25 protein-coding genes are annotated in these 26,467 nt (G+C 72.9%); 15 read left to right on the top strand and 10 right to left on the bottom strand.

The genetic code is table 11. The features are described 5' to 3' along the window. Positions 1-14 precede the first annotated feature (14 nt). Positions 15-659: an ion channel gene (locus ACTMTJ_RS43960; RefSeq protein ID WP_441224890.1), complete on the top strand. Its 645-nt coding sequence runs from the start codon at positions 15-17 to the stop codon at positions 657-659. A gap of 8 nt (positions 660-667) precedes the next feature. Continuing rightward, the gene (locus ACTMTJ_RS43955) at positions 668-1,357 is read left to right on the top strand and encodes a response regulator (protein WP_441224889.1); all 690 of its coding nucleotides are present in this window, start codon (positions 668-670) and stop codon (positions 1,355-1,357) included. Between the two features lie 20 nt (positions 1,358-1,377). Here ACTMTJ_RS43955 and ACTMTJ_RS43950 read toward each other — a convergent pair whose 3' ends face one another. From ACTMTJ_RS43950 to ACTMTJ_RS43940, 3 genes are all read right to left on the bottom strand, one after another. After that, positions 1,378-2,436: a hypothetical protein gene (locus ACTMTJ_RS43950; protein ID WP_441224888.1), complete on the bottom strand. Its 1,059-nt coding sequence runs from the start codon at positions 2,434-2,436 to the stop codon at positions 1,378-1,380. Positions 2,437-2,580: 144 nt separating this feature from the next. Then, on the bottom strand, positions 2,581-3,372 hold the full coding sequence (locus ACTMTJ_RS43945) for a maleylpyruvate isomerase family mycothiol-dependent enzyme (RefSeq protein ID WP_441224887.1): 792 nt from the start codon (positions 3,370-3,372) through the stop codon (positions 2,581-2,583). Positions 3,373-3,428: 56 nt separating this feature from the next. Then, positions 3,429-5,279, bottom strand: coding sequence for a hypothetical protein (locus ACTMTJ_RS43940; RefSeq protein WP_441224885.1), 1,851 nt, complete (start codon positions 5,277-5,279; stop codon positions 3,429-3,431). 77 nt (positions 5,280-5,356) lie between these two features. Here ACTMTJ_RS43940 and ACTMTJ_RS43935 point away from each other — a divergent pair, with 77 nt between their 5' ends. The 3 genes from ACTMTJ_RS43935 to ACTMTJ_RS43925 all read left to right on the top strand — a co-directional run bounded on the left by ACTMTJ_RS43935 (position 5,357) and on the right by ACTMTJ_RS43925 (position 8,857). Next, positions 5,357-6,544 (top strand): RNA polymerase sigma factor, encoded by a 1,188-nt coding sequence (locus ACTMTJ_RS43935; RefSeq protein ID WP_441224902.1) that lies wholly within the window; start codon positions 5,357-5,359, stop codon positions 6,542-6,544. 50 nt (positions 6,545-6,594) lie between these two features. Next, a complete protein-coding gene (locus ACTMTJ_RS43930; RefSeq protein ID WP_441224883.1) occupies positions 6,595-8,127 on the top strand; it encodes an MFS transporter in 1,533 nt (510 codons plus the stop codon). A 67-nt stretch (positions 8,128-8,194) separates the two neighbouring features. Then, entirely contained in the window at positions 8,195-8,857 is a 663-nt protein-coding gene (locus tag ACTMTJ_RS43925) for an MOSC domain-containing protein (protein WP_441224882.1), read from the top strand. Here the strand turns inward: ACTMTJ_RS43925 and ACTMTJ_RS43920 are convergent. Continuing rightward, a complete protein-coding gene (locus ACTMTJ_RS43920) occupies positions 8,854-9,099 on the bottom strand; it encodes a hypothetical protein (RefSeq protein WP_441224880.1) in 246 nt (81 codons plus the stop codon). The two genes, ACTMTJ_RS43925 and ACTMTJ_RS43920, sit on opposite strands and share 4 nt — an antisense overlap. Positions 9,100-9,347: 248 nt before the next feature. Between ACTMTJ_RS43920 and ACTMTJ_RS43915 the strand changes: the two genes are divergently transcribed. Further along, entirely contained in the window at positions 9,348-10,853 is a 1,506-nt protein-coding gene (locus tag ACTMTJ_RS43915) for an MFS transporter (RefSeq protein ID WP_441224879.1), read from the top strand. A gap of 63 nt (positions 10,854-10,916) precedes the next feature. Continuing rightward, positions 10,917-11,801: an endo alpha-1,4 polygalactosaminidase gene (locus ACTMTJ_RS43910; RefSeq protein WP_441224878.1), complete on the top strand. Its 885-nt coding sequence runs from the start codon at positions 10,917-10,919 to the stop codon at positions 11,799-11,801. A gap of 4 nt (positions 11,802-11,805) precedes the next feature. Here the strand turns inward: ACTMTJ_RS43910 and ACTMTJ_RS43905 are convergent, their stop codons facing one another. Genes ACTMTJ_RS43905 through ACTMTJ_RS43890 form a run of 4 tightly spaced genes read right to left on the bottom strand, consistent with a single transcriptional unit; the run spans position 11,806 to position 16,299 of the window. After that, positions 11,806-12,018 carry a hypothetical protein gene (locus tag ACTMTJ_RS43905; protein WP_441224877.1) on the bottom strand — a complete coding sequence of 71 codons (213 nt, stop codon included), beginning with the start codon at positions 12,016-12,018 and terminating at the stop codon, positions 11,806-11,808. Positions 12,019-12,071: 53 nt separating this feature from the next. After that, complete coding sequence (locus ACTMTJ_RS43900; RefSeq protein ID WP_441224876.1) at positions 12,072-13,502, bottom strand: MFS transporter; 1,431 nt, start codon at positions 13,500-13,502, stop codon at positions 12,072-12,074. A 21-nt stretch (positions 13,503-13,523) separates the two neighbouring features. Next, a complete protein-coding gene (locus tag ACTMTJ_RS43895) occupies positions 13,524-14,600 on the bottom strand; it encodes a flavin-containing monooxygenase (protein WP_441224874.1) in 1,077 nt (358 codons plus the stop codon). A 10-nt stretch (positions 14,601-14,610) separates the two neighbouring features. Beyond that, the gene (locus ACTMTJ_RS43890; protein ID WP_441224873.1) at positions 14,611-16,299 is read right to left on the bottom strand and encodes a LuxR C-terminal-related transcriptional regulator; all 1,689 of its coding nucleotides are present in this window, start codon (positions 16,297-16,299) and stop codon (positions 14,611-14,613) included. A 94-nt stretch (positions 16,300-16,393) separates the two neighbouring features. Between ACTMTJ_RS43890 and ACTMTJ_RS43885 the strand changes: the two genes are divergently transcribed. From ACTMTJ_RS43885 to ACTMTJ_RS43875, 3 genes are all read left to right on the top strand, one after another. After that, positions 16,394-16,951, top strand: coding sequence for a phosphoesterase PA-phosphatase (locus ACTMTJ_RS43885; protein WP_441224871.1), 558 nt, complete (start codon positions 16,394-16,396; stop codon positions 16,949-16,951). Positions 16,952-17,157: 206 nt separating this feature from the next. Then, positions 17,158-17,796, top strand: coding sequence for a hypothetical protein (locus tag ACTMTJ_RS43880; RefSeq protein WP_441224869.1), 639 nt, complete (start codon positions 17,158-17,160; stop codon positions 17,794-17,796). A gap of 77 nt (positions 17,797-17,873) precedes the next feature. Then, entirely contained in the window at positions 17,874-18,275 is a 402-nt protein-coding gene (locus tag ACTMTJ_RS43875) for an NUDIX hydrolase (RefSeq protein WP_441224867.1), read from the top strand. Here the strand turns inward: ACTMTJ_RS43875 and ACTMTJ_RS43870 are convergent. Continuing rightward, positions 18,265-19,512 (bottom strand): DUF222 domain-containing protein, encoded by a 1,248-nt coding sequence (locus ACTMTJ_RS43870; protein WP_441224866.1) that lies wholly within the window; start codon positions 19,510-19,512, stop codon positions 18,265-18,267. The genes ACTMTJ_RS43875 and ACTMTJ_RS43870 overlap by 11 nt on opposite strands. Positions 19,513-19,776: 264 nt before the next feature. Between ACTMTJ_RS43870 and ACTMTJ_RS43865 the strand changes: the two genes are divergently transcribed. The 4 genes from ACTMTJ_RS43865 (at position 19,777) to ACTMTJ_RS43850 (ending at position 24,266) form a co-directional block, all read left to right on the top strand. Further along, on the top strand, positions 19,777-21,117 hold the full coding sequence (locus ACTMTJ_RS43865; protein WP_441224865.1) for a GNAT family N-acetyltransferase: 1,341 nt from the start codon (positions 19,777-19,779) through the stop codon (positions 21,115-21,117). Then, a complete protein-coding gene (locus tag ACTMTJ_RS43860) occupies positions 21,114-21,626 on the top strand; it encodes a GyrI-like domain-containing protein (protein ID WP_441224863.1) in 513 nt (170 codons plus the stop codon). Before ACTMTJ_RS43865 ends, ACTMTJ_RS43860 begins: the two co-directional genes overlap by 4 nt. Before the next feature lie 152 nt (positions 21,627-21,778). Next, on the top strand, positions 21,779-23,098 hold the full coding sequence (locus tag ACTMTJ_RS43855; protein WP_441224862.1) for a phosphatase PAP2 family protein: 1,320 nt from the start codon (positions 21,779-21,781) through the stop codon (positions 23,096-23,098). Between the two features lie 58 nt (positions 23,099-23,156). Then, positions 23,157-24,266 (top strand): endonuclease/exonuclease/phosphatase family protein, encoded by a 1,110-nt coding sequence (locus ACTMTJ_RS43850; protein WP_441224860.1) that lies wholly within the window; start codon positions 23,157-23,159, stop codon positions 24,264-24,266. Positions 24,267-24,917: 651 nt separating this feature from the next. Here ACTMTJ_RS43850 and ACTMTJ_RS43845 read toward each other — a convergent pair. After that, on the bottom strand, positions 24,918-25,472 hold the full coding sequence (locus ACTMTJ_RS43845; RefSeq protein ID WP_441224858.1) for a dihydrofolate reductase family protein: 555 nt from the start codon (positions 25,470-25,472) through the stop codon (positions 24,918-24,920). Positions 25,473-25,720: 248 nt separating this feature from the next. Here ACTMTJ_RS43845 and ACTMTJ_RS43840 point away from each other — a divergent pair, with 248 nt between their 5' ends. Next, a complete protein-coding gene (locus ACTMTJ_RS43840) occupies positions 25,721-26,146 on the top strand; it encodes a LysR family transcriptional regulator (RefSeq protein ID WP_441224856.1) in 426 nt (141 codons plus the stop codon). The last annotated feature ends 321 nt before the right edge of the window (positions 26,147-26,467 follow it).

Below are 26,467 nucleotides of genomic sequence, written 5' to 3'. Positions count from 1 at the left end.
GTACCCTTTTGCTCGTGGATCGTCCCGCGACGCCCCGCTTCGGCGCACTGCTGGCCGCGATCGTCCTGCTCTACATCCTGGTCATCGCGGTGGGGCGGAGCTCCGCGGCGGTACCCCTGCGGGTCCTCGTCCTCGGCGCGGCGCTGATGCTGGCGGTGCGCCTGGCCGGCCCGCGGCGCTGGGCCCGGGCGGCGCTGGCCGGCGCGGTCGGCGCGGTCGCGGTCAGCGCGGTCGCGGTCGCCGCCGGCGGCACCCGGCTGGCCACCGGCCTCAGCAGCGCCGCCACCTTCCTGCTCGTGTGCGCGACGATCGCCGCCACGGCCCGCACCGTCGCCGGCCGCCGGCGCGTCGACATCCAGGCGGTGGCCGGGGCGCTCGCCACGTACCTGCTGCTCGCGCTGCTCTTCTCCAGCCTCCACCAGATGGTCGCCGCGATCCTCGGCGGCCCCTACCTGACCGGTGTGGACCGGGTCGACGACGCCTCGGCGTTCCTCTACTTCAGCGTGGTCACGCTCACCACGGTCGGCTTCGGCGACATCGTGCCCGCCTCGAACGCCGCCCGCGCCGTCGTCGTCGCCGAGGCGCTGACCGGCCAGCTGTACCTCGTGTCGGTCGTCGCGGCCGTGGTGGCCCGCTGGACGCCCCGCACCCCGGCATGATGGGGTGCGTGCCCATCCGGATCCTGGTCGTCGACGACGAGCCGCAGATCGTGCGCGCGCTGCGGATCAACCTGCGCGCCCGGGAGTACGAGGTGGACACCGCCGCCGACGGGGCGAGCGCGCTGCACGCCGCCGCCAGCCGCCACCCCGACCTCGTCGTGCTCGACCTCGGCCTGCCCGACATGGAGGGCGTCGAGGTGATCCGCGGCCTGCGCGGCTGGACCGAGGCGCCGATCATCGTGCTCTCCGGCCGCGCCGGCAGCACCGACAAGGTGGCCGCGCTCGACGCCGGCGCCGACGACTACGTCACCAAGCCGTTCGGCGTCGACGAGCTGCTGGCCCGCATCCGGGCGGTCACCCGCCGGGTCGGCGCGGGCGGCGGCGGGTCACCCACCGTCCACATCGGACAGCACACGGTCAACCTGGCCGACCGGGTGGTCAACGCCGCGGACGGCAGCCCGGTCCGCCTCACGCCGACCGAGTGGCACCTGATCGAGATCCTCGCCGCCAACCCCGGCAAGCTGGTCAGCCAGCGACTTCTGCTGGAACGCGTCTGGGGTCCCACCTACACGCGGGAGACCAACTACCTGCGCCAGTACATGGCGCAGCTGCGTCGCAAGCTGGAGGACGACCCCGCGCACCCGCGGCACCTGCTCACCGAGCCCGGCATGGGCTACCGCCTGCTGCCCGGCGCCTGAGCCGCGGGCGACAGCCGGGGTTATCGCGGGCGGGGGCTGGGGCTGGGACGGCGCCCGCGCAGCGACTCCCCGAGCGTGGAGAGGCTGATCATCTGGGTGGGCGCCGAGAGCGCGGCCCGTAACCGGTCGTTTCCGGCCGGCGGCGCGGGTGGCACCACGCCCGGCGGCGGCTCCTCGACGTGCGGCTGCGCCTCGCGGGCCAGCAGCTCCCGCCAGCGCGCCGACACCTCCTGCCCCGCGGCCAGCTCCTCGCCCCGCCGCAGCAGCTCCCGGTCGTCGGCCGCGCGGCGGCGGCGCCTGTTGCGCTCGGCCGCGTCGCGGGCCACCTGCCGCGCCTGCGCCGCGCCCCGGGACAGGGTGGGCGGCACCGCCACCCGGCTGCGCCGCAGCCACTCCTCGCGGGCGGCCTCCTGCGCCGCGACCACCTTGCGCCTGTTGTCGGCGATCTGCCTGTTGACCGGCGGCAGCGGCCCGTCGTCACCGTCGAGCCAGCCGCGCAGCCGGCGCTTCACGTACGCCTCGGTCGTCCTCGGGTCGGCCGCCGCCGTGGGGATCTCGCCCGGCTGCGTCTCGCCGGTCGGCAGGTGGTCGAGGGCGTAGAGCACGTCGCGCGGCGTCCAGCCCGCCTCGAACCACAGCTGGAGCAACACCCGCAGCCGGTCGCTGCCCGCGCGGCGCAGCGTCGGCGAGACGTAGCAGAGCCACTCGCAGGCCATGAGCTGCTCGGTGTACCCATCCGGGACGTCGTGCATCGGCCACTGCGCGGGCGGGCGGCCGAGCGGGTGGCAGGCCCGGCACTTGCGCACGCCGTCGGTGTCGCGCACCATCCGGTCGCGCTTGTCACACCGCCCGCACCAGGCGCGCCGGCGGTACGGGTCGTCGTCGCGCCCGGCGAGCGGGTTGCACCGCTGGCACCTCCGCCCATCGGCGGTGAGCCGGGTGCGGCGATGGCACTCACCACACCACCGCCGCGCTTCCTCCACCGAGACGGCGGCGGACGGGTGGCAGGCGGCGCAGGGCTGCCCCTCCGGGTCGATGCGCGAGTGCGGGTCACACGCGCCACACCACGGAGAACTCACCCCTAGGTTTCTACACCGCCGCGGGCGCTCCGGTCGGGCGTTGCCCGATATGTTCCCGTTCACGCGTGTCGGCCGCGCCCCGGGAACGGCGATCAGCTGGTAACGGCTTCACGCCTGTCGGCCGCGCCGCGGGAAGGCGATCGGCTAGTAGCCGCGGAACAGCCGGCGCAGCAGGTCGAGGTCGGCTGCGCCGGAGGTGGTGACGCTGGCCGGGGTGTGCTCGGGTGCGAGCCGGCCGGCGACCAGGCGCAGCCACGACTCCGCGGGCAGGGTGATCTCGCCGTCGGGTGAGTCCGGTGCGGTGAGGTCCACGCTGATCGGCGCCACCAGGTGGAGCGCGAAGACGGACGTGGGCTCCGTCGTCGTCACCCGCAGGACGGCTTTGTGGCCGTCGAGCACCTCCGGCCGGCTGGCCCAGGCGAGCGTTTCGGGGGCCGCGTGCAGCAGCACCGCGGTGGCCTCCGGCGCCACCGCGGCGTGCTCGTCGAAGCCGACCCGCACGTCCCACGAGTGCAGGGCCACCTCGTTGAGGCGCATCCGCGCCGCCGTGGCGACGTCGGCCGGGGCGGGCAGAAAGCCGAAGTCGATCCGGAGGTCTTCGCGGGTCCGGGCGTCCAGCGACTCGAAGCGGGCGGTCAGGGCGTCGTTCGAGCGCAGGAACCCGTCCGCGCGTTCGCGGCGGGTCATCGCGTTCCAGCGGTCCCAGACCGACTGGTTGAAGTCGCCGCCGGGGCTTGGCCGGCCGGCCAGGGCGGCCTCGAGGACGGCCAGGGCGATCTCCGCGCCGCTGCCGAGGTGGCTGAGCACTCCGGAGACGTCCCACTCGGCGGCGCCCGACGGACCGGCCAGGTCGTCGTCGCTCAGCCCGGACGTGAACGCGGCGAGGCTGTCGTGGCCGGTACGGAGTGCGGCGATGACGGTGTCGGCGTTGCTCAAGCTCTCCTCCAAAGGGTTGACGCGCGGGCTTGCGCGCGAGGGTCGACGAGCGGGGTCTACGCCCGGCGCAGCGAGCGGGTCAGGCCCGCGGCGATGGTGGTGGCCAGCAACCAGCCGGCGGCGATCAGCAGGTACGCGAGCCACTGCTGGCCTCCCGACGGCTGGAAGGCGCGCTCCTGGCCCAGGTCGACGATGGGCAGCAGCAGGTCGAGCGTGTAGATCACCGGCTGGAAGGAGGGTGCGGGATCCTCCACCGGCTCGGGGCGGAAGCTCGCGTGCAGGACCGTGCCCACCACGAGCAGCGCGAGCAGCCACCCGGCCGCGCGCAGGGGGCGGTAGCCGTAGCCGACGGTGACGTCCTGGAGGGTGCCCCACGCGCGGGCGTACCAGGCGCCGACCGCGCTCTGCCGGCGTTGCTTGGCCAGCAGCACGGTGCGGGCCCGCGGGCCGTCGCCGAGGGCCTGGTAGACGGCGGCCAGCTGCTCGTACGGCTGGGGGCGGAAGCCGCTCGGTCCGCGGGCCAGCCAGGGCAGGCGGGAGTCGTCGCCGGACGGTTCGAGCACGTCGTAGCGCAGGCCGTCGAGGTCCATCGTGGACGACCAGGTCCGCGGGTCGTCGCGGAGGATGCCGACCGTCGCGTACCGCAGGTCGACCGTGCCCTCCGGCGCGGTGGCCCAGCGCAGGGCCAGCTCGGGCGTCTCGAGCCGCCAGCAGGAGACGGCGATCTCGCCCGGCGCGCGGACGGTCGCGTCGTCGAAGCAGACGCGGCTGCCGACCTTGGCGCCGGCGAGGCGTACCCGGCCCTCGGCCACGAAGCCGTGGCAGAGGTTGAACAGCGCGCCGACCGTCACACCGTGCGCGGTGAGCGCGGCGCCGCCGGGGTTGCGCAGGTGGGCGCCTTCCATGTGGACCGGCCCGGTGACGGTGGCGTCGAGCAGGCTCGTCTCGCCGTCGATCGTGAGGCCGCCGCGGCCGTCGAGCATGCCCTCGATCGTGGCGAAGTCGGCGTGCAGCGCGATCCCGCCGGGGTGGCGCAGCGACGCGCCGTCGAGCCGCAGCGTGCGGACGACGCGGGCGCTCAGCACCCGCACCTGGCCCTCGGCGGTGAACCCGTCGTGCAGGTAGAGGCCGCCCTCGAGGGTCGCGCGGCTGGCCCGCAGGGCGACACCGCCGGGGTTGCGCAGCACCGTGCGGCTGAACGAGAGCGCGGCCGCCACCCGCGCGTGGCGCAGCGTCACCTCGCCCTGGATCTCGGCCCACCGGCAGTAGAAGGCGGCCTCGACGGCGAGGTTGTCGGCGTCCATGGCGTGCGCGGCGGGCGCGGCGGTGATGCGCACGCGGTCGAGGTCGGCGGTGCCGCCCAGCCGGGCGTTGGTGAGCGCCAGGCCGCCGTCGAGCTTGGTGCCGGTCAGCACGAGGTCACCGCCGATGGTGGCGCGGCGGGCGTACAGCGCCCACTCCGAGGCGCTGCCGCCCAGCACCGCGTCGGCGACGAGCAGGCCGCCGGTGATCTGCGCGCCGGGCAGCCGCACCCCGTCGCTCACCGTGCAGCGGCTCATCTGGAGGTGCCCGTCGACGCGCACGTTGGAGCCGAGGAACCCGGGCATCCGCGACCCGGCGAAGCTGGTGTGCGACATGCGCGCCCAGTACAGGTCGGGCACGTCGTCGAAGTCGCAGTCTTCGAGCAGCAGCGGGTGGGTGACCTCGGCGAACGCCAGCCGCAGCCGGCCGGTGACCCGACCGCCGCGCAGGTGTACGGCGGCGGCCCGGCCGGGCGCCTCCTCGCGCAGCAGGTCGGCGACGACCGAGGCGCGCACCGAGGCGCCGGCGGCATCGACCAGCGTGCCCGTGGCGAACCCGTCCCACAGGGCCTTCTCGACGTCGGTGAGATCCGGGGGCGGCGGCACGCCCTACATTGTGCGGTGTGGGTCGAGAGGCAGCCGAGCGGGCCGTCGCGGAGGCGCACCGGCGGGAGTGGGCGTTCGTGCTCGCGGCGACGGTGCGGGTCACCCGCGACCTCGACGTCGCCGAGGAGTGCGTGCAGGACGCCTACGTGACCGCCCTCGACACGTGGAGCCGGGACGGAGTCCCACGCAACCCCGGTGCCTGGCTCACCACCGCCGCCCGAAACCGGGCACTGGATGTGCTCCGGCGGGACAAACTCTTTCGTACCAAGATGCCGCTTTTGATCGAAAGGGAGGGCACGGAAGGCACGGAGGCCGAGCCGGCCGGCGGCGAGATCCCCGACGACCGCCTGCGCCTGGTCTTCACCTGCTGCCACCCGGCGCTGGCCCGCGAGGCGCAGGTGGCCCTCACGCTGCGCCTGGTGTGCGGGGTGGCCACGCCGGACATCGCCGGCGCGTTCCTGGTGTCGGAGCCCACGATGGCCGCGCGGATCACCCGCGCGAAGAAGAAGATCGCCGCGGCGGCCATCCCTTACCGGGTACCGGCGGCGGCCGAGCTGCCGGCGCGGCTGGACGCGGTGCTGACGGTGATCCACCTGCTCTACACCACCGCGCACACCGCGCCGACCGGCGCGAGCCTCACCCGCGCCGACCTGGCCACCCGCGCGCTCGACCTGGGCCGCATGCTGCTCGCGCTGATGCCGGACGAGCGCGAGGTGAAGGGGCTGCTGGCGCTGCTGCTGGTCACCGACGCGCGGCGGGCTACCCGGGTCGACGCGGAGGGGCGGCTGCTGCGGCTGGAAGACCAGGACCGCTCGCGGTGGGACCGCGACGCGATCGAGGAGGGCCACCACCTCGTCGTGGCGGCGCTGCGCGGGGGCGGCGGCCGCTTCGGGCTCCAGGCCGCGATCGCGGCGCTGCACGCGACCGCGCCGAGCTACGCGGAGACCGACTGGCCGCAGGTGCTCACCCTCTACGACGCGCTGCTCGCCGCCTGGCCGTCACCCGTCGTCGCGCTCAACCGGGCGATCGCGGTCTCGATGGTACGGGGACCGGAGGCCGCCCTCGCCGACCTCGCCGCGCTGGAAGGCGACGAGCGGCTGGCCGGCTACCGCTACCTGCCGGCCACCAAGGCCGACCTGCTGCGCCGCCTGGGTCGCGCCGGCGAGGCGGCGGTCGCCTACGAGGCGGCCCTCGAGCTGGCCGACAACGAGGCCGAACGCGAATTTCTCAAAACTCGTCTCGCCGAGCTGTCGAATTCGCGGTGACCCGCCCGTCGGGATGTCAGGAGCACCCCGACACGGACGGAGCATCACCGATGGACACCATGACCGCCACTTCGACCCCGGCACCGGCACGCGCCGGGCGCCGCGAGTGGATCGGGCTGGCCGTGCTGGCCCTGCCCACGTTGCTGCTCTCGCTCGACGTGAGCGTCCTCTACCTCGCCCTCCCCCAGGTCACCGCCGACCTCGGCGCGAACGGCACCCAGCAGCTGTGGATCCTGGACATCTACTCGTTCATGCTGGCCGGCTTCCTGGTCACGATGGGCACGCTCGGCGACCGGATCGGGCGGCGCCGGCTGCTGCTGGCCGGCGCGGCGGCGTTCGGCGTGGCCTCGGTCGTTGCCGCGTACTCGACCAGCGCCGAGATGCTCATCGCCACCCGCGCGCTGCTCGGCGTGGCGGGCGCGACGCTGATGCCGTCGACGATGGCGCTGATCCGCAACATGTTTCCCGATCCCCAGCAGATGGGCACGGCGATCGGCGTCTGGTTCACCTGCTTCGTCGGCGGCATGGCGGTCGGCCCGCTGGTCGGCGGCGCGCTGCTGGAGCACTTCTGGTGGGGTTCGGCGTTCCTGCTCGGCGTGCCGTTCATGGCGCTGCTGCTGGTGGTCGGCCCGATCCTGCTGCCCGAGTACCGCACGCCCGGCGCCGGCCGCCTCGACCTGGTCAGCGTCGGCCTGTCGCTGGCCGCGATCCTGCCCGTGATCTACGGGCTCAAGGAGCTGGCCCGCGGCGGGTGGGACCCGGTCGCCGCCGGCGCCGTCGTGGTCGGGCTCACCTTCGGCGCCACCTTCGTGCGCCGCCAGCGCGTCCTCGCCGACCCGCTGCTCGACCTGCGCCTGTTCGGGTACCGCGCGTTTCGCGCGTCGCTGAGCGTCATGCTGCTGACCGGCGTGGTGATGGCCGCGGTGTCGCTGATGTCCAGCATGTACCTCCAGGCGGTGCTCGGACTGTCCGCATTGGACGCCGGCCTGTGGCTGGTGCCGCAGAACGTGGCGATCGCCGCCGGCTTCCTCGTCGCGCCGCGGCTGGGCGCCCGCTTCCGCCCCGCTTACGTGATGGCCGGCGGGCTCGTGTTCGCCGCCTTCGGCCTCTCGCTGCACCTGCTGATCGACCCGGGCGACGGCACCCCGCTGCTGATCGGCGGGCTGGTGATCGCGCAGCTGGGCATCTCGCTGCCGATGGCCCTCGCGGCCAACGTGATCATCGGCTCGGCGCCGCCGGAGAAGGCCGGCTCGGCCGCCTCCCTCATGGAGACCGGCGGCGAGTTCGGCATCGCGATGGGCATCGCCACGCTGGGCACGCTCGGCACCGCGGTCTACCGCGACAGGTTCCACGCCCCGGCGGCCGTACCGGCCGAGGCGGTCGACACGGCCCGCGAGAGCGTGGCGGCCGCGGCCGGCGTGGCGGCGGGCCTGCCCCCGGTGCCCGCGGCCGAGCTGCTGCACGCGGCGCAGGTGGCGTTCACCTCCGGGGTGAACGTCGTGGGCGCGGCCGGCGCGGTCGTCTTCCTGGTCCTGGCGGCGATCACCCTGCGGCTGCGCGGCTCCGCTGGCGGCGACGCATAAAGCCGGTGGTGGGGACGCAGGCGGTACAACGCATAAAGCCGGCGGCGGCTCCGCATAGAGTCGGGGGGTGGCGGAGCTGCTTTCGGTCAACCTCGGTGTCCCACGGTCGAGCCCGGCCACGCGGATCGGCGTGACCGGGATCGACAAGCGTCCGGTCGACGGACCGGTGGAGCTGCGCGCGCCCGGGCCCAGGGGGTCCGGGCTCGGCAGTGGGGCGGTCGGCGACCGCATCCTCGACGGCGGCCACCACGGTGGCGACGACCAGGCGCTCTACGCGTACGCCCGGGAAGACCTCGACGAGTGGGGCGCCATACTCGGCCGCGCGCTGGCCGGCGGCGTCTTCGGGGAAAACCTCACCACCCGCGGCCTCGACGTGACCGGCGCGCTGATCGGCGAGCGCTGGCGGGTCGGGCCGGAGGTGCTGCTGGAGGTGTCACTGCCGCGGATCCCGTGCAACACGTTCGCACACTGGATGGACGAGCGCGGCTGGATCAAGCGGTTCACGGAGCGGGCGGCGCCGGGTGCCTACCTGCGGGTGCTGCGGGCGGGCCACATCCGGGCCGGTGATCCGGTCGAGGTGGTCGAGCGGCCGGACCACGACGTGACGATCGGGCTGACGTTTCGGGCGCTGACGCTGGAGCCGGACCTGCTGCCGCGGCTCCTGGCCGCCGGCGCGCTCCCCGAGAGCGTCCTCGCGAAGGCGCGGCGCCGGGTGGCCGCGGCCGGCTAGGCGGCCAGCGCGTGCGCGCCGCGCGACGCCACCGTGAGCGCCCACCGCATGCGCAGCGCCGCGCTCTCGGGGTGCTCGCCGTACTCGGCGGCCATGGCCGCGGCGCATCCGGCCGCACCGCCGCGTACCAGCAGGCTCGTGTGGATGGCCCGGGCCACCTGGGCGTCGGTGGGCCGGTCGGAGGGCTGGAGGTCACTGGCGAACAGGGCCTCGGCCCGCATGTTCTCGGTCACTGTGCTCACCGCCTCGGGATGTTTTCTGTGGTACGCGTTACAGACTCCCGTGGTTCACGGCTGACGCACATCCGGAGCTTTCCCAGACCGATCCCTTGGCTTACATCCCCGGGTTTCCCCTGAGCCAGCCGCTGTGATGGTCAACACCTTTGGCGCCTAAACGGAGTGAATCTGTCGGAGGCGATCTTTAGCCTCTCGAAGGCACCCAGAAAACGCAGTCGACACCGCTGCCTCGACCCCTCCGAAAGGGTATCGACATGTCTCAACAGACCGCCACGGGGGCGGACGCAACGGCCGGCGGCCAAGCGGTCGATCCGAAGCGGTGGCTCGCACTGCTCGTCATCGCCATCGCGCAGCTGATGGTCGTGCTCGACGGCACGATCGTCAACATCGCGATGCCGTCGGCGCAGGCGGATCTCGGCATCTCCGACGCCAACCGGCAGTGGATCGTCACCGCCTACACGCTGGCGTTCGGCGGCCTGCTGCTGCTCGGCGGCCGGATCGCCGACTACGTCGGCCGGCGCAAGATCTTCCTCATTGGCCTGATCGGCTTCGCCGGCGCCTCCGCACTCGGCGGCATCGCCGCCAACGCCGGCACGCTCTTCGCCGCCCGCGCCCTCCAGGGTGTGTTCGGCGCGCTGCTCGCACCGGCGGCGCTCTCGCTGATCACGGTCACGTTCACCGACGTGAAGGATCGGGCCAAGGCGTTCGGCGTCTTCGGCGCGATCTCCGGCGTCGGCGCCACCATCGGCCTGATCCTCGGCGGCGTGCTCACCGACTACACGAGCTGGCGCTGGACCCTGCTGGTCAACATCCCGATCGCGCTGATCGCGTTCGCGCTGGCGGTGCCGATCGTGCGGGAGAGCAAGGCGCACGGCAACACGCGCTACGACATCCCCGGCACCATCCTGGCGACCGGCGGCCTCGTCGCACTCGTGTACGCGTTCACCAAGGCGGCCGAGGACGGCTGGTCGTCGGCGGTGACGCTGGTGTTCTTCGCGATCGCCGCGGTGCTGCTGGTGGGCTTCGTGGTGTTCGAGTCGCGGACGAGCAACCCGCTGCTCCCGCTCCGCGTGGTGCTGCACCGCAACCGGGGTGGCTCGTTCCTTGTCTCGGTGCTCCTGGGCGCCGGCATGATGGGCATGTTCCTGTTCATGACGTACTACTTCCAGAGCACCCTGCACTACTCGCCGGTGCGCAGCGGCATCGCGTACCTGCCGTTCTCGCTGGCACTGATCGTCACCGCGATGGCGGCGAGCTCGTTGCTGCCGAGAGTGGGGCCGCGGGCGATGATGACGGTCGGCGGCCTGCTGGCCACCGGCGGCATGATCTGGCTGACCCAGCTGCGCATCGACTCGTCGTACCTGACGCTGATGCTCCCCGCCCTGGTCATCATGGCGGTCGGCATGGCGCTGGTCTTCGTGCCGCTGGGCAACACCTCGCTCACCGGCGTCGACAACCACGACGCGGGCGTGGCCAGCGCGATGGTCAACACCACCCAGCAGATCGGCGGCTCGCTCGGTGTGGCGCTGCTCAACACGGTCTTCACGACCGCGGTGACCGGCTACATCACCGACCACGGCCCCGAGTCCGCGGCGCTCGGCGCCGTCCACGGCTACAACGTGGCGTTCACGGTGAGCGCGGTGCTGCTGGCGGCGTCGACGCTGGTGACGTTCCTGCTGATCCGCAACACCCGGCATGACACGACGAAGGACGGCGTCACCGACGACGCGCCGGCGCTGGCCCCGGTCCACGTGGGCTGAGCGCGAGCGAGCGAAACGAGCGAGTGGGCGGGCTTCGGCCCGCCCCTCGTTTAGCGTGAGGACATGCGCCCGATCGGCGTGCCAGTGATCGCCGTGCTGGCCATGTGCGGGCTCGGCGGCTGCTCCGGCGCGGCTCCGTCGCCGTCCCCGTCGGCCCCGTCCGCGCAACCGTCGCCCGCGGCAGTGCGGCCGTCGCTCCCGTCCGCGCTGCCGTCTTCGGGTGCCTGGCGGGCGCCGCCGGCCAACGCGGTCTTCGACTACCAGATCGGCGGCGTGTACCCACCCGCCGCCGCGGTCGGTGTCGTCGACCGCGACCGCGCGGCCGCGCCGGTGCCCGGCCGCTACAACATCTGCTACGTGAACGCCTTCCAGACCCAGCCGGGCGAAAACGCGTGGTGGCAGGCGCACCATCCCACGCTGCTGCTGAAGGACGCGGGCGGCCGCCACGTCGAAGACCCGGACTGGCCCGGCGAGCGGCTGCTGGACATCGCCGACCCCGCGCGGCGCGAAGCGGTGGCCGGGATCGTGGGCGGCTGGTTCGCCGACTGCGCCGACCGCGGATACCAGGCCGTCGAGCCGGACAACCTGGACTCCTGGACCCGCTCCGCCGGGCTGCTGTCGCGGGCGGACGCGGAGGCCTACGCCCGCCTCCTGGTCCGCGCGGCGCACGCGCACGGCCTGGCCATCGGGCAGAAGAACACCCCGGAGCTCGGCGACGCCGGGATCGGCTTCGACTTCGCGATCGCCGAGGAGTGCGCCGTCTACGACGAGTGCGACGCGTACACCGCGGCCTACGGCGACCGGCTCTACGAGATCGAGTACACCGACAACGGCACCGACGCCTACCGCGAGGCCTGCACCGACCACGGCGCCCGCGTCTCGGTCATCCTGCGCGACCGCGACGTCACCCCGACGGGCGACGCCGCCTACCACTACGAGTACTGCTGACCCGCTACTCGATGTAGCCGGTGGCGGGGTCGACCTGGGCGAGGAAGTCGCGGATCGCCTCCCGCGCCTCCGGGAGGCCCAGGGCGGAGCGGTCGGAGCTGGCCACGGTGAAGCCGTATCCGGCCGGCCCGGTCAGCCACTCGAAGTCGTAGACGCCCGGCTCGCCTGCGCGGGCCCGCACGACGAAGTCCTGGCCGTCGACCGTCACCCTCTCCACGCCCGCAGCCTATCGCCGCCCCGCCCCGCCTCGTCCGGTCCGTCCTGTGGCGCTCAGGCGGACGTGATGTGGGCGTGCGTGTCCGGGCGGGTGTCGGGCTCGGGGCGGCGGTGGTCGGCGCGCCACTCCGCGCCCGCGATCAGCAGCGCCACCATCACGGCGCCGGCCGCCGCGCACACCGCGACCATCACCGCGACGTGGTCCTCGCCGGTGGCGGCGAGCACGACGTAGTACAGGCCGGGCAGCAGCGCCGTGCCGACCGCGGCGCCCACGCGTTGTCCGGTCTGGAGGGCGCCACCGGCGGCGCCGGCCATGCTCACCGGCACGTTGCGGAGGGTCATCGTGACGTTGGGCGAGATGACCAGGCCGCTGCCCACGCCGCCGATGAGCAGTGCGGGAGCGACCGCCCAGGCGGGCGCCCAGCGGAGGACGAACGCCGTGGCGACGAGGCCTACCGCTACCGTCACGAGTCCGAAAACGGTCAGCCGCCGCCCGAGGCGGTCGACAAGACGGCCGGCGACTACCGCGGCCACGGCCGAGCCGACCGAGAACGGGGTCACCGCCAGCCCGGAATGCAGCGGTGACCAGCCGAGCCCCTCCTGGAAGTAGAGGGCGAGCACCAGCCAGATGCCGCTGAACCCGACGAAGTACATCGTGCCCAGCGCGATGCCGCCGGCGTACCCGGGCGTGCCGGTCAGCAGCCGCGGGTCGAGCAGGGGTTCGCGGCCGCGGCGTACCGCGCGGGCCTCCCACCACGCGAAGCAGGCGATCAGCGCCGCGGCGGCCGGGAAGAGCCACCAGAGCGTGCGCAGCCCGCCGTCCTCGGCCTGTACCAGCGGCAGCATCGCGGCCAGCACCCCGCCGCCGAGCAGCAGGACGCCGACCGGGTCGAGATGCCCCCGCCCCGCGGCCGCGCGGGAGGAGCCGGGCAGCAGGCGGGCGGCGAGGATCAACGCGGCCAGGCCGATCGGCACGTTGACGAAGAAGATCCACGGCCAGCTCGCCACCGCCAGGATGAGGCCGCCGACCACTGGGCCGATGGCGGTGGAGATGCCGACGGTGGCGCCGAAGAAGCCGAACGCGCGGGCCCGCTCGGCGCCGCCGAACATCTGCTGGATCAGCGCGGAGTTCTGCGGGGCGAGGCTGCCCGACGCGATGCCCTGCGCCAGCCGCGCGATCACCAGCAGCTCGATCGACGGCGCGGCTCCCGCGGCCGCGCTGCACAGGATGAACGCGGCGAGCGCGACGAGGAACATCCGCCGCCGCCCCACCGCGTCGCCGAGCCGCCCCGCCGCGACGAGGGTGAGACCGAAGGTGAGCGCGTACCCGGAGACCACCCACTGCACCGATGCGGGTGAGGCGCCCAGCTCGCGCTGCATCGAGGGGAGCGCCACCGCCACGATGCTGACGTCGAGCAGCGTCATGAACCCGGCGACGAGGGTGACCCAGAGGGCCCGCCAGCGGTGTGGCAGCGGCTGGGTCAAGGGCCCTCCCCCGGGAACGGATCACACCATGGCTACCACAGATCGGGCCGCGATACTCCGCGCTACGAGATCCGCGTCCCGGCCCGCCCCACCGACCAGCATCGAGCTGAACGCCCGCTGGAACGCCAGTCCGGTGAAGTAGAGGCCCGGCACGCCCGGCTCGTCGAGCGGCCACCCGTCCTCCCCCACGACCGGCAGCTCGATCCAGCTGAAGTCCTGGCGGAAGCCGGTGCACCACACCACGTTCGCCACGTCGAGCACCCGGCCGTCACCGACGACGGGCTTCCCGTCCCGTATCCCCGTCATGCGATCGGTGACGCGCTCCACGCCGGCGGCGGCGAGATCGGCGCGCTTGACCCGCAGGAGCGGCCCGCCGTGCGCGCGGACGTGTCCGCGCATCTTGCGGCCGACCGGGGTGCGGAGGTTGAGCACGCGGGTCCACATCTGCCACAGCAGCGGGAAGATCGCGTGCGCCATCCGCCCCTCGATCGCGAACGGGATCTGCCCGGTGTCCCGCCCGCACAGGTACGTGCGGTGCGCGGCCGCGACCTCGTAGGCGACGTCCGCGCCCGAGTGCGAGGCGCCCACCACGAGCACCGGACCCTCGGCGAGCTGGGCCGGGTTGCGGTACTCGCTGGAATGCAGCTGGCGGATCTCCGGCGCGAGGCCGGCCGCGAAGTCCGGCACGCGCGGCGCCCGCCCGAAGGTGCCGGTCGCGACGACCACGTTGTCCGCCTCGTACCGCTCCTCGCCGGCCACCACCAGGTAGCGGTCGCCGTGGCGGACCAGGCGGTCGACGTGGACGCCGGTACGCACCGGCAGGTCGAACTCGGCGGCGTACGCGGCCAGGTAGGCGGCCACCTCGTCCTTGGTCGGGAACGACCAGGCCGGCGCGGGAAACGGCATGCCGGGCAGGCCGTCGTACCGGGCCGGGCTGTAGAGGCGCAGCGAGTCCCAGTGGCCGCGCCAGTTGTCGCCGACGCGGGCGTTGCCGTCGAGGATCAGGAACGGCCGCCCCCGCCGCGCCAGGTGGTAGCCGGTACTCAGCCCCGCCTGGCCGCCCCCGATGATCACGGTTTCGATGCGTTCGGTGTTCATACCGGAAACGCTATGGAGCCGGCGGCGCCCCCGCTTCGGGCGAACTCCGCAACCCGGGAGCGGCCGGCATGGGTATTTCTGCGTACGCCAGCCCGTGCGCGAACGCGTACGCGGCGGCGGCCGTGCGGGAGCCGACGCCCAGCTTGGTGAAGATGTTGCTGATATGGCGGGCGACGGTCTTCTCGCTGAGCACAAGCTCGCTCGCGATCGCGTGGTTGCTGAGGCCGGCGGCGACGAGCCCGAGCACCTCGATCTCGCGGGGGCTGAGCCCGGCGTGCGGGCGCCCGGCCGCCCGGGCACGGTCCGGCTCGGCGCCGAGCCGCGCGAACACCTCGCGGGCCGCCTCCAGCTCCATCGCCGCGGTGTCGTCGTCGCCGAGCGCCCCGCAGGCCCGCGCGACGAGCACGCGGGCGCGGGCCGCCTCGTAGGGCGCGTCCAGGGCGCGCCAGATCCGCCAGGCCGGGCGGGCCGCCGCGAGCGCCGTCTCCGCGTCACCCTCCGCGAGGGCGACGGCCGCGCGGGCGCATCCGGTACGGGCGTGCAGCGCCGGCCGCCCGAACGCCTCGGCGATCTCGTGGAGCTCGGCGGCGCACTCGCGGGCCGCCGGCACGTCACCGGTAGCGAGCATGATCTCGACGGCGGCCGGGAGCAGCCGCACCCGCGTCAACCGGTCGGGCGTCTCGGCGAGCGCCCGGCGGATCGCGCCCGCGGCGGCGTCGAGCCGGCCCTGGGCCAGCCGCAGCAGGGCGAGGCCGGGCTGCGCGTCCGCGCCGTAGCGGCTGGCCTGCCGGAACGCCTCCTCGGCCGCGGCCACCTCGCCCCGCAGCCGGTGGATCTCACCGAGCTGGTAGAACGCCGCGCCGGCCAGCATCTCGCCGAAGCCCTGGGTGAGCCGCTCGCAGGCGGTACGCGCCTGGCGGGCCGCGTCCGGCCAGTCGCCGGTGAGCTGGAGCAGCTCGGAACGGTGGATGAGGCAGATGCCCGAGTAGCCGCCGGTGAAGCGGGGGCTGCCGTCGACCCAGGCGTTGAGCGCCATCGTCCACTCCCGCGCCCGCGGCACCTCGTGCAGGTCATGGCAGATCGCGATGAAGCTGCAATAGATCGACCCGGCGATCCGCGGGCTGACCTCCCCGGACGCGACGGCCACCATCGCCTCGTCGAGCAGCGCCAGCCCCTCGTCGACCCGCTCCTGCCGCACCCGGGCCAGCCCTTGTACGTGGGTGGCGGCGGTGAGCAGGTCGGGGTCGCCGCAGCGCTCGGCCAGCTCGCGGACCTCGGTGGCGGTCTCGAACGCGCCGCCGTGGTCGCCCGCGCGCAGCCGCCCCTCGGCCTCGGGAAGCAGCAGGTAGCCGCGCTGGGCACAGTCGGGCGCGCCGTCGGCCAGGCGGGTCGCGCGGGCGAGCCAGCCGCCCGCGTACGCGAACTCGCCGCGCATCGCGAGCGTCTCGTGCAGCCAGTACACCGACCGCAGCGCGCCGGCGACGTCGCCCGCCTCGACCCTCGCCCGGTACTCCCGCTGGAGCAGCCGCACCGCCTCCTCGCCCCGGCCGAGCAGCTGGGTGGCCTCGCCGTAGCGGGCCAGGTCGTCGATGCCGAGGGTCTCGCCGGCGTCGGCAGTGGCGTAGTGCGCGCAGGTGTCCGCCCACGCCTGGCGGCGGTGGCTCTCCCGGGCGCGGGCCAGCGCGGCGGACACCTCCACGTGGTCGAGCCTATGCCGTCGACCCCGTGTCGACGTGTCGTCTATCCGTACGGGGTGTGCTGGTGAAACGTTTTAGGGTGCGGGAGGTACGGGCATGACGGCGGACGGCGTCACCGTGGGTGCGGACCACCGGTTCGCGCGGACGGTCACGGAGGCGTTCGCGCCGGCCGTGCTGGCGGCGGCGATGGTGGTGGGCTTCGCGCTGAGCAGCGCCGACTCGCTGCGCGCCGGGGTGCTCTGGGCGCTGCTCACGGCACTGTTCACCGCGGCCGTGCCGTACGCGATCGTCCGGGCCGGCGGCCGCGGTTTCCTCCCGCTCGGCCTGGCCTCCTGCCTGGCCGGCATCGGCGCCCTGGCCGCGCTGGGCGCGCCTCGCCCGCTGACCGCCGTCGTGGTCGTGCTCCTCACGACCGGCGTGGTGGTCACCGCCGTCAACCGAGCCTGGCGGCTCAGCGCCCACGCGGCCGTGGCGGCGGCGTCGGCGGAGACCCTGGTGATCGCGTTCGGCCAGTGGATGACGCCACTGTTCGTCGTGGTCGCCCTGGTCGCCTGGTCCCGGGTACGCCTCGGCGACCACTCCCCCGCCCAGGTGGTCACCGGCGCGATCGCGGGCGTGGTGCTGGCGCCACCGGTGTACGTGCTGGTCGCCTAGTCTCGTTGGCGTAGTGGGCCTCGCCGATCGCCTCTTCGGGGTGCGCCGGGCCCACCGCCCGCACCAACCTGTACGGCCGCGTCCTTGCCGACTGGAGCGGCGCCGAACGCGAGCAACTGACCGCCCTGCTGGGCCGGGCTGATCGAGGCCCGTGAGCCACGCCGGGCGCCCGCGCGGGACCACGCGCCGCCGCCTACGGTCGTCACATGAACCAACCGGACGCCCACGACGCCGGCACGGCTTTCGAAGCATGGCGGCGGGCGTTGATCCACCTGACCCGCACCGAGGCCGCCGCCCGCGAGTGGCGCTACGCCAGGTCCGCCTTCCGCCACCGGTTGGGCCGGGAGATCGCCGGCGCCGCGACCGGACCGGCCGTGTACGGGGTGTGGCTGGAGTGGGGCCTCGTCTACCTGGGCCAGACTCTCGACGCGAGACGCAGGCTGTACGACCTGCCGATCGGCGACAGCCACCACCTGGCCAACACGTTCCCACCCGAGGTGTGGCATCGGGTAGTCGTCACGACCTGGCCCGAGCTGCCCGCCGCCGCGGATATCGGCGAAATGTCTCCAGTGGACGTCGGGCTGGGTCTGGAGTACGGCCTGCAACGCCGGCTGCGCCCGCTCGCCAACGCCGAACGCCGCACGTCCGATGGCGCCTGGCGCCGCAACGACCTCGATCGGAGCCGCTCCCGCGGTGCCCGCGCCTACGACCGGGTCGGCCCGCTGGTGGCGGCGGTCGAGCGAGCTTGGGCGGTCGCGGGCTCCGCCGACCCCGGAGACATGCCGCCCCTCCCAGCGAGCCGCGTAATCCTCCCGGGAGCGCTGCTGTCCACCGCGATGACGTGAGAGGTCCGCGGGTGTCGACCCGGCTCGGGGCATGGGGCCCCGGTCTGACCGACGCCCGGGGGCGCGAGGATGTCCACGTGACCGTCATCGACAAGATCGCGTGGATCCACCTGGCGGGTGGCGCGGTCCTGAGCACCCGCTCGAAAGGCAAGGACGTGTACTACCTGCCCGGCGGCAAACGCGAGCCGGGCGAGAGCGACATGGACACCCTGGTCCGGGAGGTCCGCGAGGAGCTCGACGTGGCCATCGCGGTTTCGAGCTCCGAGCACCTCGGCACCTTCCACGCCCAGGCACACGGACACGCCACCGGCACCCTCGTGCGGATGACCTGCTACACCGCCGAGTACGCCGGAGTGCTGGGGGCGAGCAGCGAGATCGAGGAGATCGCCTGGCTGACACACCGCGATCGCCCGCGCGTATCTCCGGTCGACCAGCTCATCTTCGACCACCTGCGCGACACCGCCCGCCTCACGTCTTGAGGTGGTAGAGGTTGCGTCGGGGCTGTCGCTGTGGGTCCACATAGGCCGGTGGGATGAACTCCGGCAGCCCGTCGTCGCCGAGCCGCACCACCCAGTGTCCACGGTGGATGATGCGGTGGTGGTGACCGCAGAGCAGCACGCCGTTGTCGACGCTGGTCGGCCAGCCGTCCACCCAGGGGCGGATGTGGTGCCCGTCGCACCAGCGCGGCGGCCGATCACAACCCGGGAACGCACACCCGAGGTCGCGTAGCTCCAGCGCCTGCCGCAACCCCCCGGTGAACAGCCGCCGCCCCCGCCCCACGTCTAAGACCTGGCCGTCGCTGCCCAGCACGGCCGGGATCAGCTGCGCGTCACAGGCCAGCTGCCGGACCTGGGTGGCGCTGAGCCGGCCACCGGTGTCCAACAGGCCGATGCCGAGCTTTTCGTGCAGCCCGTCGTAGGGCACGGTGACCACCACGTGCGGCCGCTGCCCGCCACTGTCCGGCAGCTGCTCGGTCCGGATGGCCAGCCCGCAGACCTCCACCAGGGCGTCCGCGCGCCGCTGCGCGGGTGTGCGCGGCTCGCCGTGATCGTGCCGGGGCGCGCACAACGGGTCCAGGGCGGCGTTGACCGTGGCGGCGCCGGCCTCGTCCAGCCACCCGGTCACCCGGACCCGGCCATCACCCTGCCGGGTCAGGTGAAACGCGCGGCCCTGATGCGCCCGCTCTTCCATCCGCCGCAACGCCGCGGCGTCGGCCGCGTCGGCGATCTCCGGTGCCACGTGGGCGAGGATCCGCTGGCCGGCCTTACCCAGGATCGTCGGCTCGAACTGCCCAGCCTGGCCGATCAACACCGCCTCGGCCTTGTCGACCAGCTCGGCACCAAGGTCGGCGGGCAGCTGCTGGAGCGCGGCCGCGACGACGGCGGCCTGCTCGACGTTGACCGCACCGGCGGCCAGCGCCGCGTCGAGGGCCGGCCGCCGCTCCAGCTCCGCGGCCAGGTCGAGCATCCGCTTGGCCGCATGGACGCTGATCCGCAGATGCTCCCGCAACCACACCGCGGTGCTGGACGCGTGCTGAGCGACGGGCAGACCACGACCATCGATTTCCCGAACCACATGCAACTGCGCCGCCGCGATAGTCTGCGCGACGCGGTGAATGGTGTCCAAACAATCGACGAGCGCGGCATCGGAAAGCGACCACGTCGATACGTCAGCGCACTCAGCCGCGAGGCCTTCGAGCTGGGCTAACGCATCCACTAACACCCATTAATCGTCGCGCCCCGCCACCAAGAGCACCAGGTCCTCTCGCCGCCAACAGCAATTAATGCCACGATATCGTGGCATTAATAAATTGAGCGGATCACCGGTCGAAGCCGCGCCCGTTCCGCGGTCCCGGGCCGGCGACGGCCGCCAGACCGCCGCGAGCCGTGCCGGACACGGCGAACGCGACACCTAGGCCCCCGCACCGCGACCCGCTTTAATACCCGGACACCCGAGTCCGCCGCCGGACACAATGGCGCGATGCGCATCCGAGCGGTCCGTCAGGCCGAGCTGCCTCTCCTGCGCGACATCGAGCGTGCCGCCGGGGAAGGCTTCCGCGACATCGGCATGCCACAGATAGCCGACGACGACCCTCTACCGCTCACCACGCTCGCCGCCTACCACCAGGCGGGTCGGGCCTGGGTCGCCACCGACCCCACCGACGTTCCGGTCGGCTACCTCATCGCCGACGTCGTCGACGGCAACCTCCACATCGAACAGGTATCCGTCCATCCCCGCCGCGCCCGCCGCGGCATCGGGCGACGGCTCGTCGACCACCTCGCCGCATACGCCACCGCCACCGGCGTGCCGGCCCTGACCCTCACCACGTTCGCCGACGTGCCGTGGAACGCGCCGTACTACACCAGGTGCGGCTTCGTCACCCTGCACGACAGCGACCTCACCCCGGGCTGCGGGCCATCCGTCGACGCGAAGCCGCACACGGGCTGGACCGCTGGCCCCGCGTTTGCATGCGCCGAGACCTGTAAACGAACCTGCGACGAGCGCGCGAGACCCACGAACCTGGACTCTTCCCCAGTGGGAGGGTCCATGCTTGGCCGCGTGAACGGAGATCTTCTGCCGATCGGGCAGTTCGCCAGGTTGAGCCGGTTGAGTGTCAAGCAGCTGCGGCACTACGACGAGCTCGGGCTGCTGGTGCCGGCGCACGTGGACGCCGACTCCGGCTACCGCTACTACCGGCGCGACCAGGCCCGCGAGGCGTTGTCGATCGGGTTGCTGCGTTCGCTGGACGTACCGCTGCCCGTCGTTGCCCAGGTGCTCGCGGGCACGACGGGCGCGCTGGAAGGGGTACGCGAGACGCTCGACGCCGAGCTGGCGCGGCGGCGGCGCACACTCGCGGCGCTGGAGCGGGTGATGGCCGAGGGTTTGCCGGCCACGCCGGTGCGGGTGGTCACCGAGCCGGCCAGGCCGGTGGTGATGGTCCGGGAGACCGCGGCCGGGCCGGCCGACGTCGCCCGTGCCACCTCGGCGGCGATCGCCCGCCTGCTCGCCACCACACCCTTCGACGGCCCGCCGTGGCTGGTCGGCCTCTTCCCGATCGAGCTTGCCGACAGCTTCGAGGTCCGCGCGGCGCTAGCCGTGAACGCGGGCGAAACCCTCCCCGGCGGCACCTTCGCCTCCGCCACCCACGTCGGCCCGTACGACCAGATCTCCCTCACCGCCCACGCCGTCCTCGCCTGGTGCGCCGAGCGTGGGCACCCCCTGCGCGGGCCGATCCGTGAGGTCTACGTCTCCGATCCCGCCGTCACCGCACCAGAGCAGCTCGTCACCCACCTGATGATCCCGTTGGAGGACCGACCATGACACCGACCGTCACGACCTACGGCCGCACCACGTACCTCAGCGTCACCGGGCTGGGCGAGCCGGGCGGCGGCGAGCACGCCGCGGCCGTCCAGGCCCTGTACACGGTGGCCGCCGCCCTCGGCGTCACGCCCGGCCCGCTGGAAGGCCAGTGGTGGGTCGAGGACGAGCGGCCAGGCCTCCAGGTGCCCCGCGACCAGTGGCGCTGGCACGTGCTGCTCCCGCTGGCGGACGCCCCGCACGAGGGTGCGCTCGAACGCGCGGCGACGAACACGCGCGCCGCGTGCCGCGCCGTCGACCGGGTGCGGCTGGCCACCGTCACCGAGGGCGAGTGCGTGGAGCTGCTGCACGAGGGGCCGTTCAGCGAGGAACACCTGTCGCTGAAGGTGATGGAGGAGTTCATGGCCGAGCACGGCCTCACCGTCGACGGCCCGCACCACGAGGTGTACCTGACCGCCTTCGACGACCCGGCGCCCCGTACGTTGCTGCGCCAGCCGGTACGGCGGGCCTGAACGCCGTACGGCGCGCAACACCCAGCCGAACGGCCATGCCTCACAGAGAGTCGCTTTTGGCGGACAGCGAGTGCGTTTCCTGAGGACGATCTCCACTGACCCTCGCATGAGCAAAATGACCATGACCAATGCGGGCACAGCAAGGAGAACTCATGACACGTAGAGGTCGGACGCGCCGCACGGCGCTGCGAGTGGCTCTCGCCGCGACCGTCGCGCTCGCGTCGACGCTCCTCCTCGGCTCACCGGGCGCGCCGGCGGTGGCCGGGCCCACCACCAACGCCGCGCCCACCACCAACGCGGCGCCCACGCCCAACGCCGTCGTCACCTGGGACGCCCTCGCCCAGGAGTCCATCTGGGACGTCGCGCAGCAGCCGCCCAACGCGCAGGGCCGCAGCTTCGCGATCGTGCACGGCGCCATCTACGACGCGGTCAACGCGATCGCGGGCAAGCCGTACCAGCCGTATCTCGGTGCCCCGGCGGCGACGGGCACCGAGTCGGTCGACGCCGCCGTGGCGACCGCGGCGTTCCGCACACTCGAGTGGCTCTTCCCGGCCCAGCAGGCGGCGATCCAGGCGAAGTACGACAACTTCATGGCCGGCATCCCCAACGGCACGCCGAAGACGGCCGGCGCGGCGATCGGCCAGAAGACGGCGGCCGCGATGATCGTGGCCCGCACCAACGACGGCGCGTTCGGCCCGCGCCAGTGGGTAACCGGCACCACGCCCGGCGCGTGGCGGCCGACACCGCCGACGTTCGGCTCGGACGGGGCCTGGACGATGGACGTCAAACCGTTCCTGATCCCCAAGAACTCCAGCTTCCCCGTCCCCGCCCCGCCGAAGCTGACCAGCGCCCAGTACACCCGGGAGTTCAACGAGGTCAAGGCCATCGGCGCGGTCAACAGCACTACCCGCACCGCCGACCAGACCGACTCGGCCAGGTGGTGGCACGACCGCAAGCTGACCGAGTGGGAGATCAAGCGCCAGCTCGCGGTCAACAACGGGCTGACCAACCTCCAGGCCGCGCGGATGTTCGCGATGGTCGACATGGCCGAGACGGACTCGCTGATCGCCTGCTACTACGAGAAGTACAAGTGGAACTACTGGCGCCCGGTGACGGCGATCCAGCAGGCGGCGAGCGACGGCAACCCGCAGACGGCTCCCGACCCGGCCTGGATGCCGCTGCTCGTGACGCCGCCGTTCCCCGAGTACACGTCCGGACACACCTGCTACACGTCCGCCTCGATGGGCATGATGGCGTACTTCTACGGGACCGACCGGATGTCCTTCAGCGCCACCAGCGCCGCCACCGGCACGACCCGCTACTTCACCAGCTTCTCCGGTGCCCTGAAGGAGGTCGTCGAGGCCCGGATCTGGGGCGGCGTCCACTTCCGCGCCGCCGACGTCCAAGGCGTCAAGATCGGCACCTCGACGGTGGCGTACATCGTGCCCCGCTATTTCCGGCCGAACTACTAGAGAAACCGGGAGGGCCGGGCCACGCGGTCCGGCCCTCCCGCCGTCTACGCTCCTGGTCGTGCGGATCGGCACCTACAACGTCGAAAACCTCTTCAACCGGGCCCGCGCCCTCGACCAGCGCACCTGGTCGGCCGGGCGCCCGGCCCTCGAGGCGTACGAGCAGATCTGCGAGCTGCTCGAAGAGCCGCTGTACACACCGGACATCCAGGCGGACATCCTGCGCGTGCTGCGCAAGCTCGACCTGCTCAACGGCGACACGGCGAAGTTCGCCCGCCTGCGGCAAAACCGCGGCCGCCTGCTCCGCCGCTCGCGCAAGGACGGCGTGTTCGTGGTGGCGAAGGGCCGCGGCGACTGGATCGGCTGGGTCGAGCTGACCACCGACCGCGTCGACGAGCAGGGCATGCTCAACACCGCGCGGGTCATCCACGACGTCGGCGCCGACATCCTCGGCGTGATCGAGGCGGAAAACCGCATCGCGCTCAAGCGCTTCACCGACGCGGGCCTGCTGGTCGGCGGCGCCCCCCGATACCCGCAGGTCATGGTCGTCGACGGCAACGACGAGCGCGGCATCGACGTCGGCGTGCTCGCGACCGGCGCCTATCCCCTGGTCGGCCAGCGCAGCCACGTCGACGACACCGACGAGGTGGGGCGGATCTTCAGCCGCGACTGCCCCGAGTACCACTTCGCCACCCCGGCCGGCGGCCGCCTGGTCGTGCTCGTCAACCACCTGAAGAGCAAAGGCTACGGCGGCAAGGTGGCCTCCGACGCCACCCGCCGCCGCCAGGCCACGCGCATCGCCGCCATCTACCGCGACCTGCTCGCCGAGGGCATCACCGACGTGGCGGTGGTCGGCGACCTCAACGACACCCCGGAGAGCGAGCCGCTGGCGCCACTGCTCCAGGGCACCGACCTGCGCGACATCTCCACCCACCCGGCCTTCGACGACGGCGGCCGGCCGGGCACCTACGGCTACTGCACGGCCCGCAACAAAATCGACTACGTGCTGCTCTCCCCGTCGCTGTGGGCCCGCACGACCGGCGGCGGCATCTTCCGCAAGGGCGTCTGGGGCGGCAAGCGCGGCGTCCTCTGGCCCATCTACGACACGATGACCAAGGCGGTACACGCCGGCTCCGACCACGCCTGCATCTACGCCGACATCGACCTCTAGCGCGGTTTCACCCATCCGCCGTCGGTCCCGGTTACCCCCTCAACCCCCGGCGAGAGCGACCGCCAAGGGATGGCACCACCAGTCTCCAGGGACCTTCGGGGTCAGGGTCGCCGCACCGTCGTGGCGTTGCTTCGAGGCATATTTGCCCATGTCCGCGTCGGCTGCGGACCGTATGCTCCCGCGGGCACCGCTCCCGGCCGGCGGCTCGCCAGGGCGAGCCGAATTCCCCGGCCGTCCACTGCCGGGTCCGCGGGACAAGCCCGAGGGGGTTTTCGCCGGCGGTCGCCGACCCCTGCCTCCGCCATCTGAACGCAGACCGACGGGTTGTGCATCGATCCAGTCGATGGGGACGCGGTGCGTCACGACGACGACGGGGACGTCCAGTGTGTGGCGACCCTGCCAGCCCTCCGCCACCTCGAACAGCGTCCGGCCACAAACCGGTGCGCCGAGTGAGGACACCCACCGCCGCCCGTGCTCCGAGCTCGGCGGGGTCAGGTGGACGTCGAAGTCGCCGGCGGGAGTCGGGATCTCGATCTCGCCGTTTTGCAGCCAGTCGAAACAACCGGCCGATGGTGTTGTCCTGCTTGGCGACGTACCCGTCGAGCGACATGATCGCCTGCGCCACCACCTTGCCCACGGTGCCTTCCCTCCTCAGGTGCGCTGCGGCCGGTAGACGTGCACCACGATGCCGCTGGCAAACGACACGGCTTCGACGAGGCTCATGTGCCGCGAGTCCGGCAGCTGGTCGAACAATGCCCGTCCTGTGCCCAGCACCAACGGCTGGACCAAGAGGCGGTACTCGTCGATCAGGTCCGCCGCAGCCAGAGCGCCGGCGAACCGTCCACCGCCCCACACGATCACGTCCGGGCCAGGCTCGGCCTTGATCGCGGCAATCTCGGCCGCGAGGTCACCGCGCGCGACCTGAGTGACCGGCCAGGTCGCCTCGGCGTCGCTGAGCGTCTTGGAGAACACGACCTTTGGGATGTCGTTCATCGGGGCCGCGTACTCGTCGTCCGACTGCGGCCAGTACGACGACATCTGCTGGTACGTGACGCGGCCCATGAGGTGGGCACCGGCCTTGCTGATGCGATCGAGCTTCCACTGCTTGAGCTCGGCGCCCTCGGGGATCGCGACCCCGGGGTGCTCACGGTCGCTGTCAACGAACCCGTCCAGCGACATCGACATGTACAGAATGACGTCTCGCATGACCTATCTCTCCTCGATCTTGTTCCCGTCCGGTCGACGGTCGCCGAACAAACATCCCGAACCCTCGGACGACCACCGGTGCCCCGGCACTCTCGAGCACATGGTCTTGTCAGACCTAACACTGTCAAGCTTCTTGGCGACTTCACCCTCTCCCCGCGTGCCGGGCCCGGTCCAACACCTGAAACACGAAGATCCACGCAGTTTGGTTGTAGACCGTGGGCGCCTCCCGGGTCTGGCAGGATCTGGCCATGGCGGACGAGCTGGAGTTCCGGCTGCTGCGGTACTTCGTCGTCGTCGCGGAGGAGCTGCACTTCAGCCGGGCGGCACGGCGGCTGTTCGTCGCGCAGCAGGCAGTCAGCCGCGACATCCGGCGGTTGGAGGAGCGGCTCGGCGTGAGGCTGCCCGACCGGGACACCAGGCAGGTGACGCTCACCCCGGCCGGCGTCCGGCTCCTGGCCCGCGCCCGCCAGTTGCTCGCCCTGCACGACGAGACCGTGCGCGAGGTGCGCGCGGGCACAGCACCGTTGTTCGTCAACGTGGTGGGGCAGAAGCTGACGCCCGCGCTCGTGCTGGCCGCCGCAAAGCCGAGCAGACCAGCGTGTAGCCGCGGAACGGCGCGCCCCTCGGGCGAGCAACCGCCGCCGGAGCTACAGCGGCTCAGGGACCGATACTGAGGATGACTCCACATCGCGGGTGGGGGCGGCCCAGTGTCGCGAGTTGTCCCGAGCCAGCCGAGGCCTGGTCGCGAACCCGCCTGCTGCGGCACACCCGCGGCGGTACGGCGCAGCGGTGCCGGCGCTGCCGCGCCGGCCTTCGTATCGATGCGCTCAGCTCGACAACTTCGACGGCCGGGTACTCCCCAGGTGGGTGACCGCGACCAACGGCGGACGGGTGAGGCCGCGGGAGCAGCGGTCCGGACCACGACGGACAGAGATGATGTTTGTGAGCACCTCCCGTCGGGGGTCTGACCCTACGACGGACTGACTTCGGGTCTT

Origin of the sequence: Phytohabitans sp. LJ34, from assembly GCF_052068095.1 — a bacterium.
In the GTDB taxonomy this organism is placed as follows: Bacteria; Actinomycetota; Actinomycetes; order Mycobacteriales; family Micromonosporaceae; genus Phytohabitans.
The sequence above is the reverse complement of the archived record's forward strand: the minus strand, read 5'-3'. Positions and strand labels throughout refer to the sequence as shown.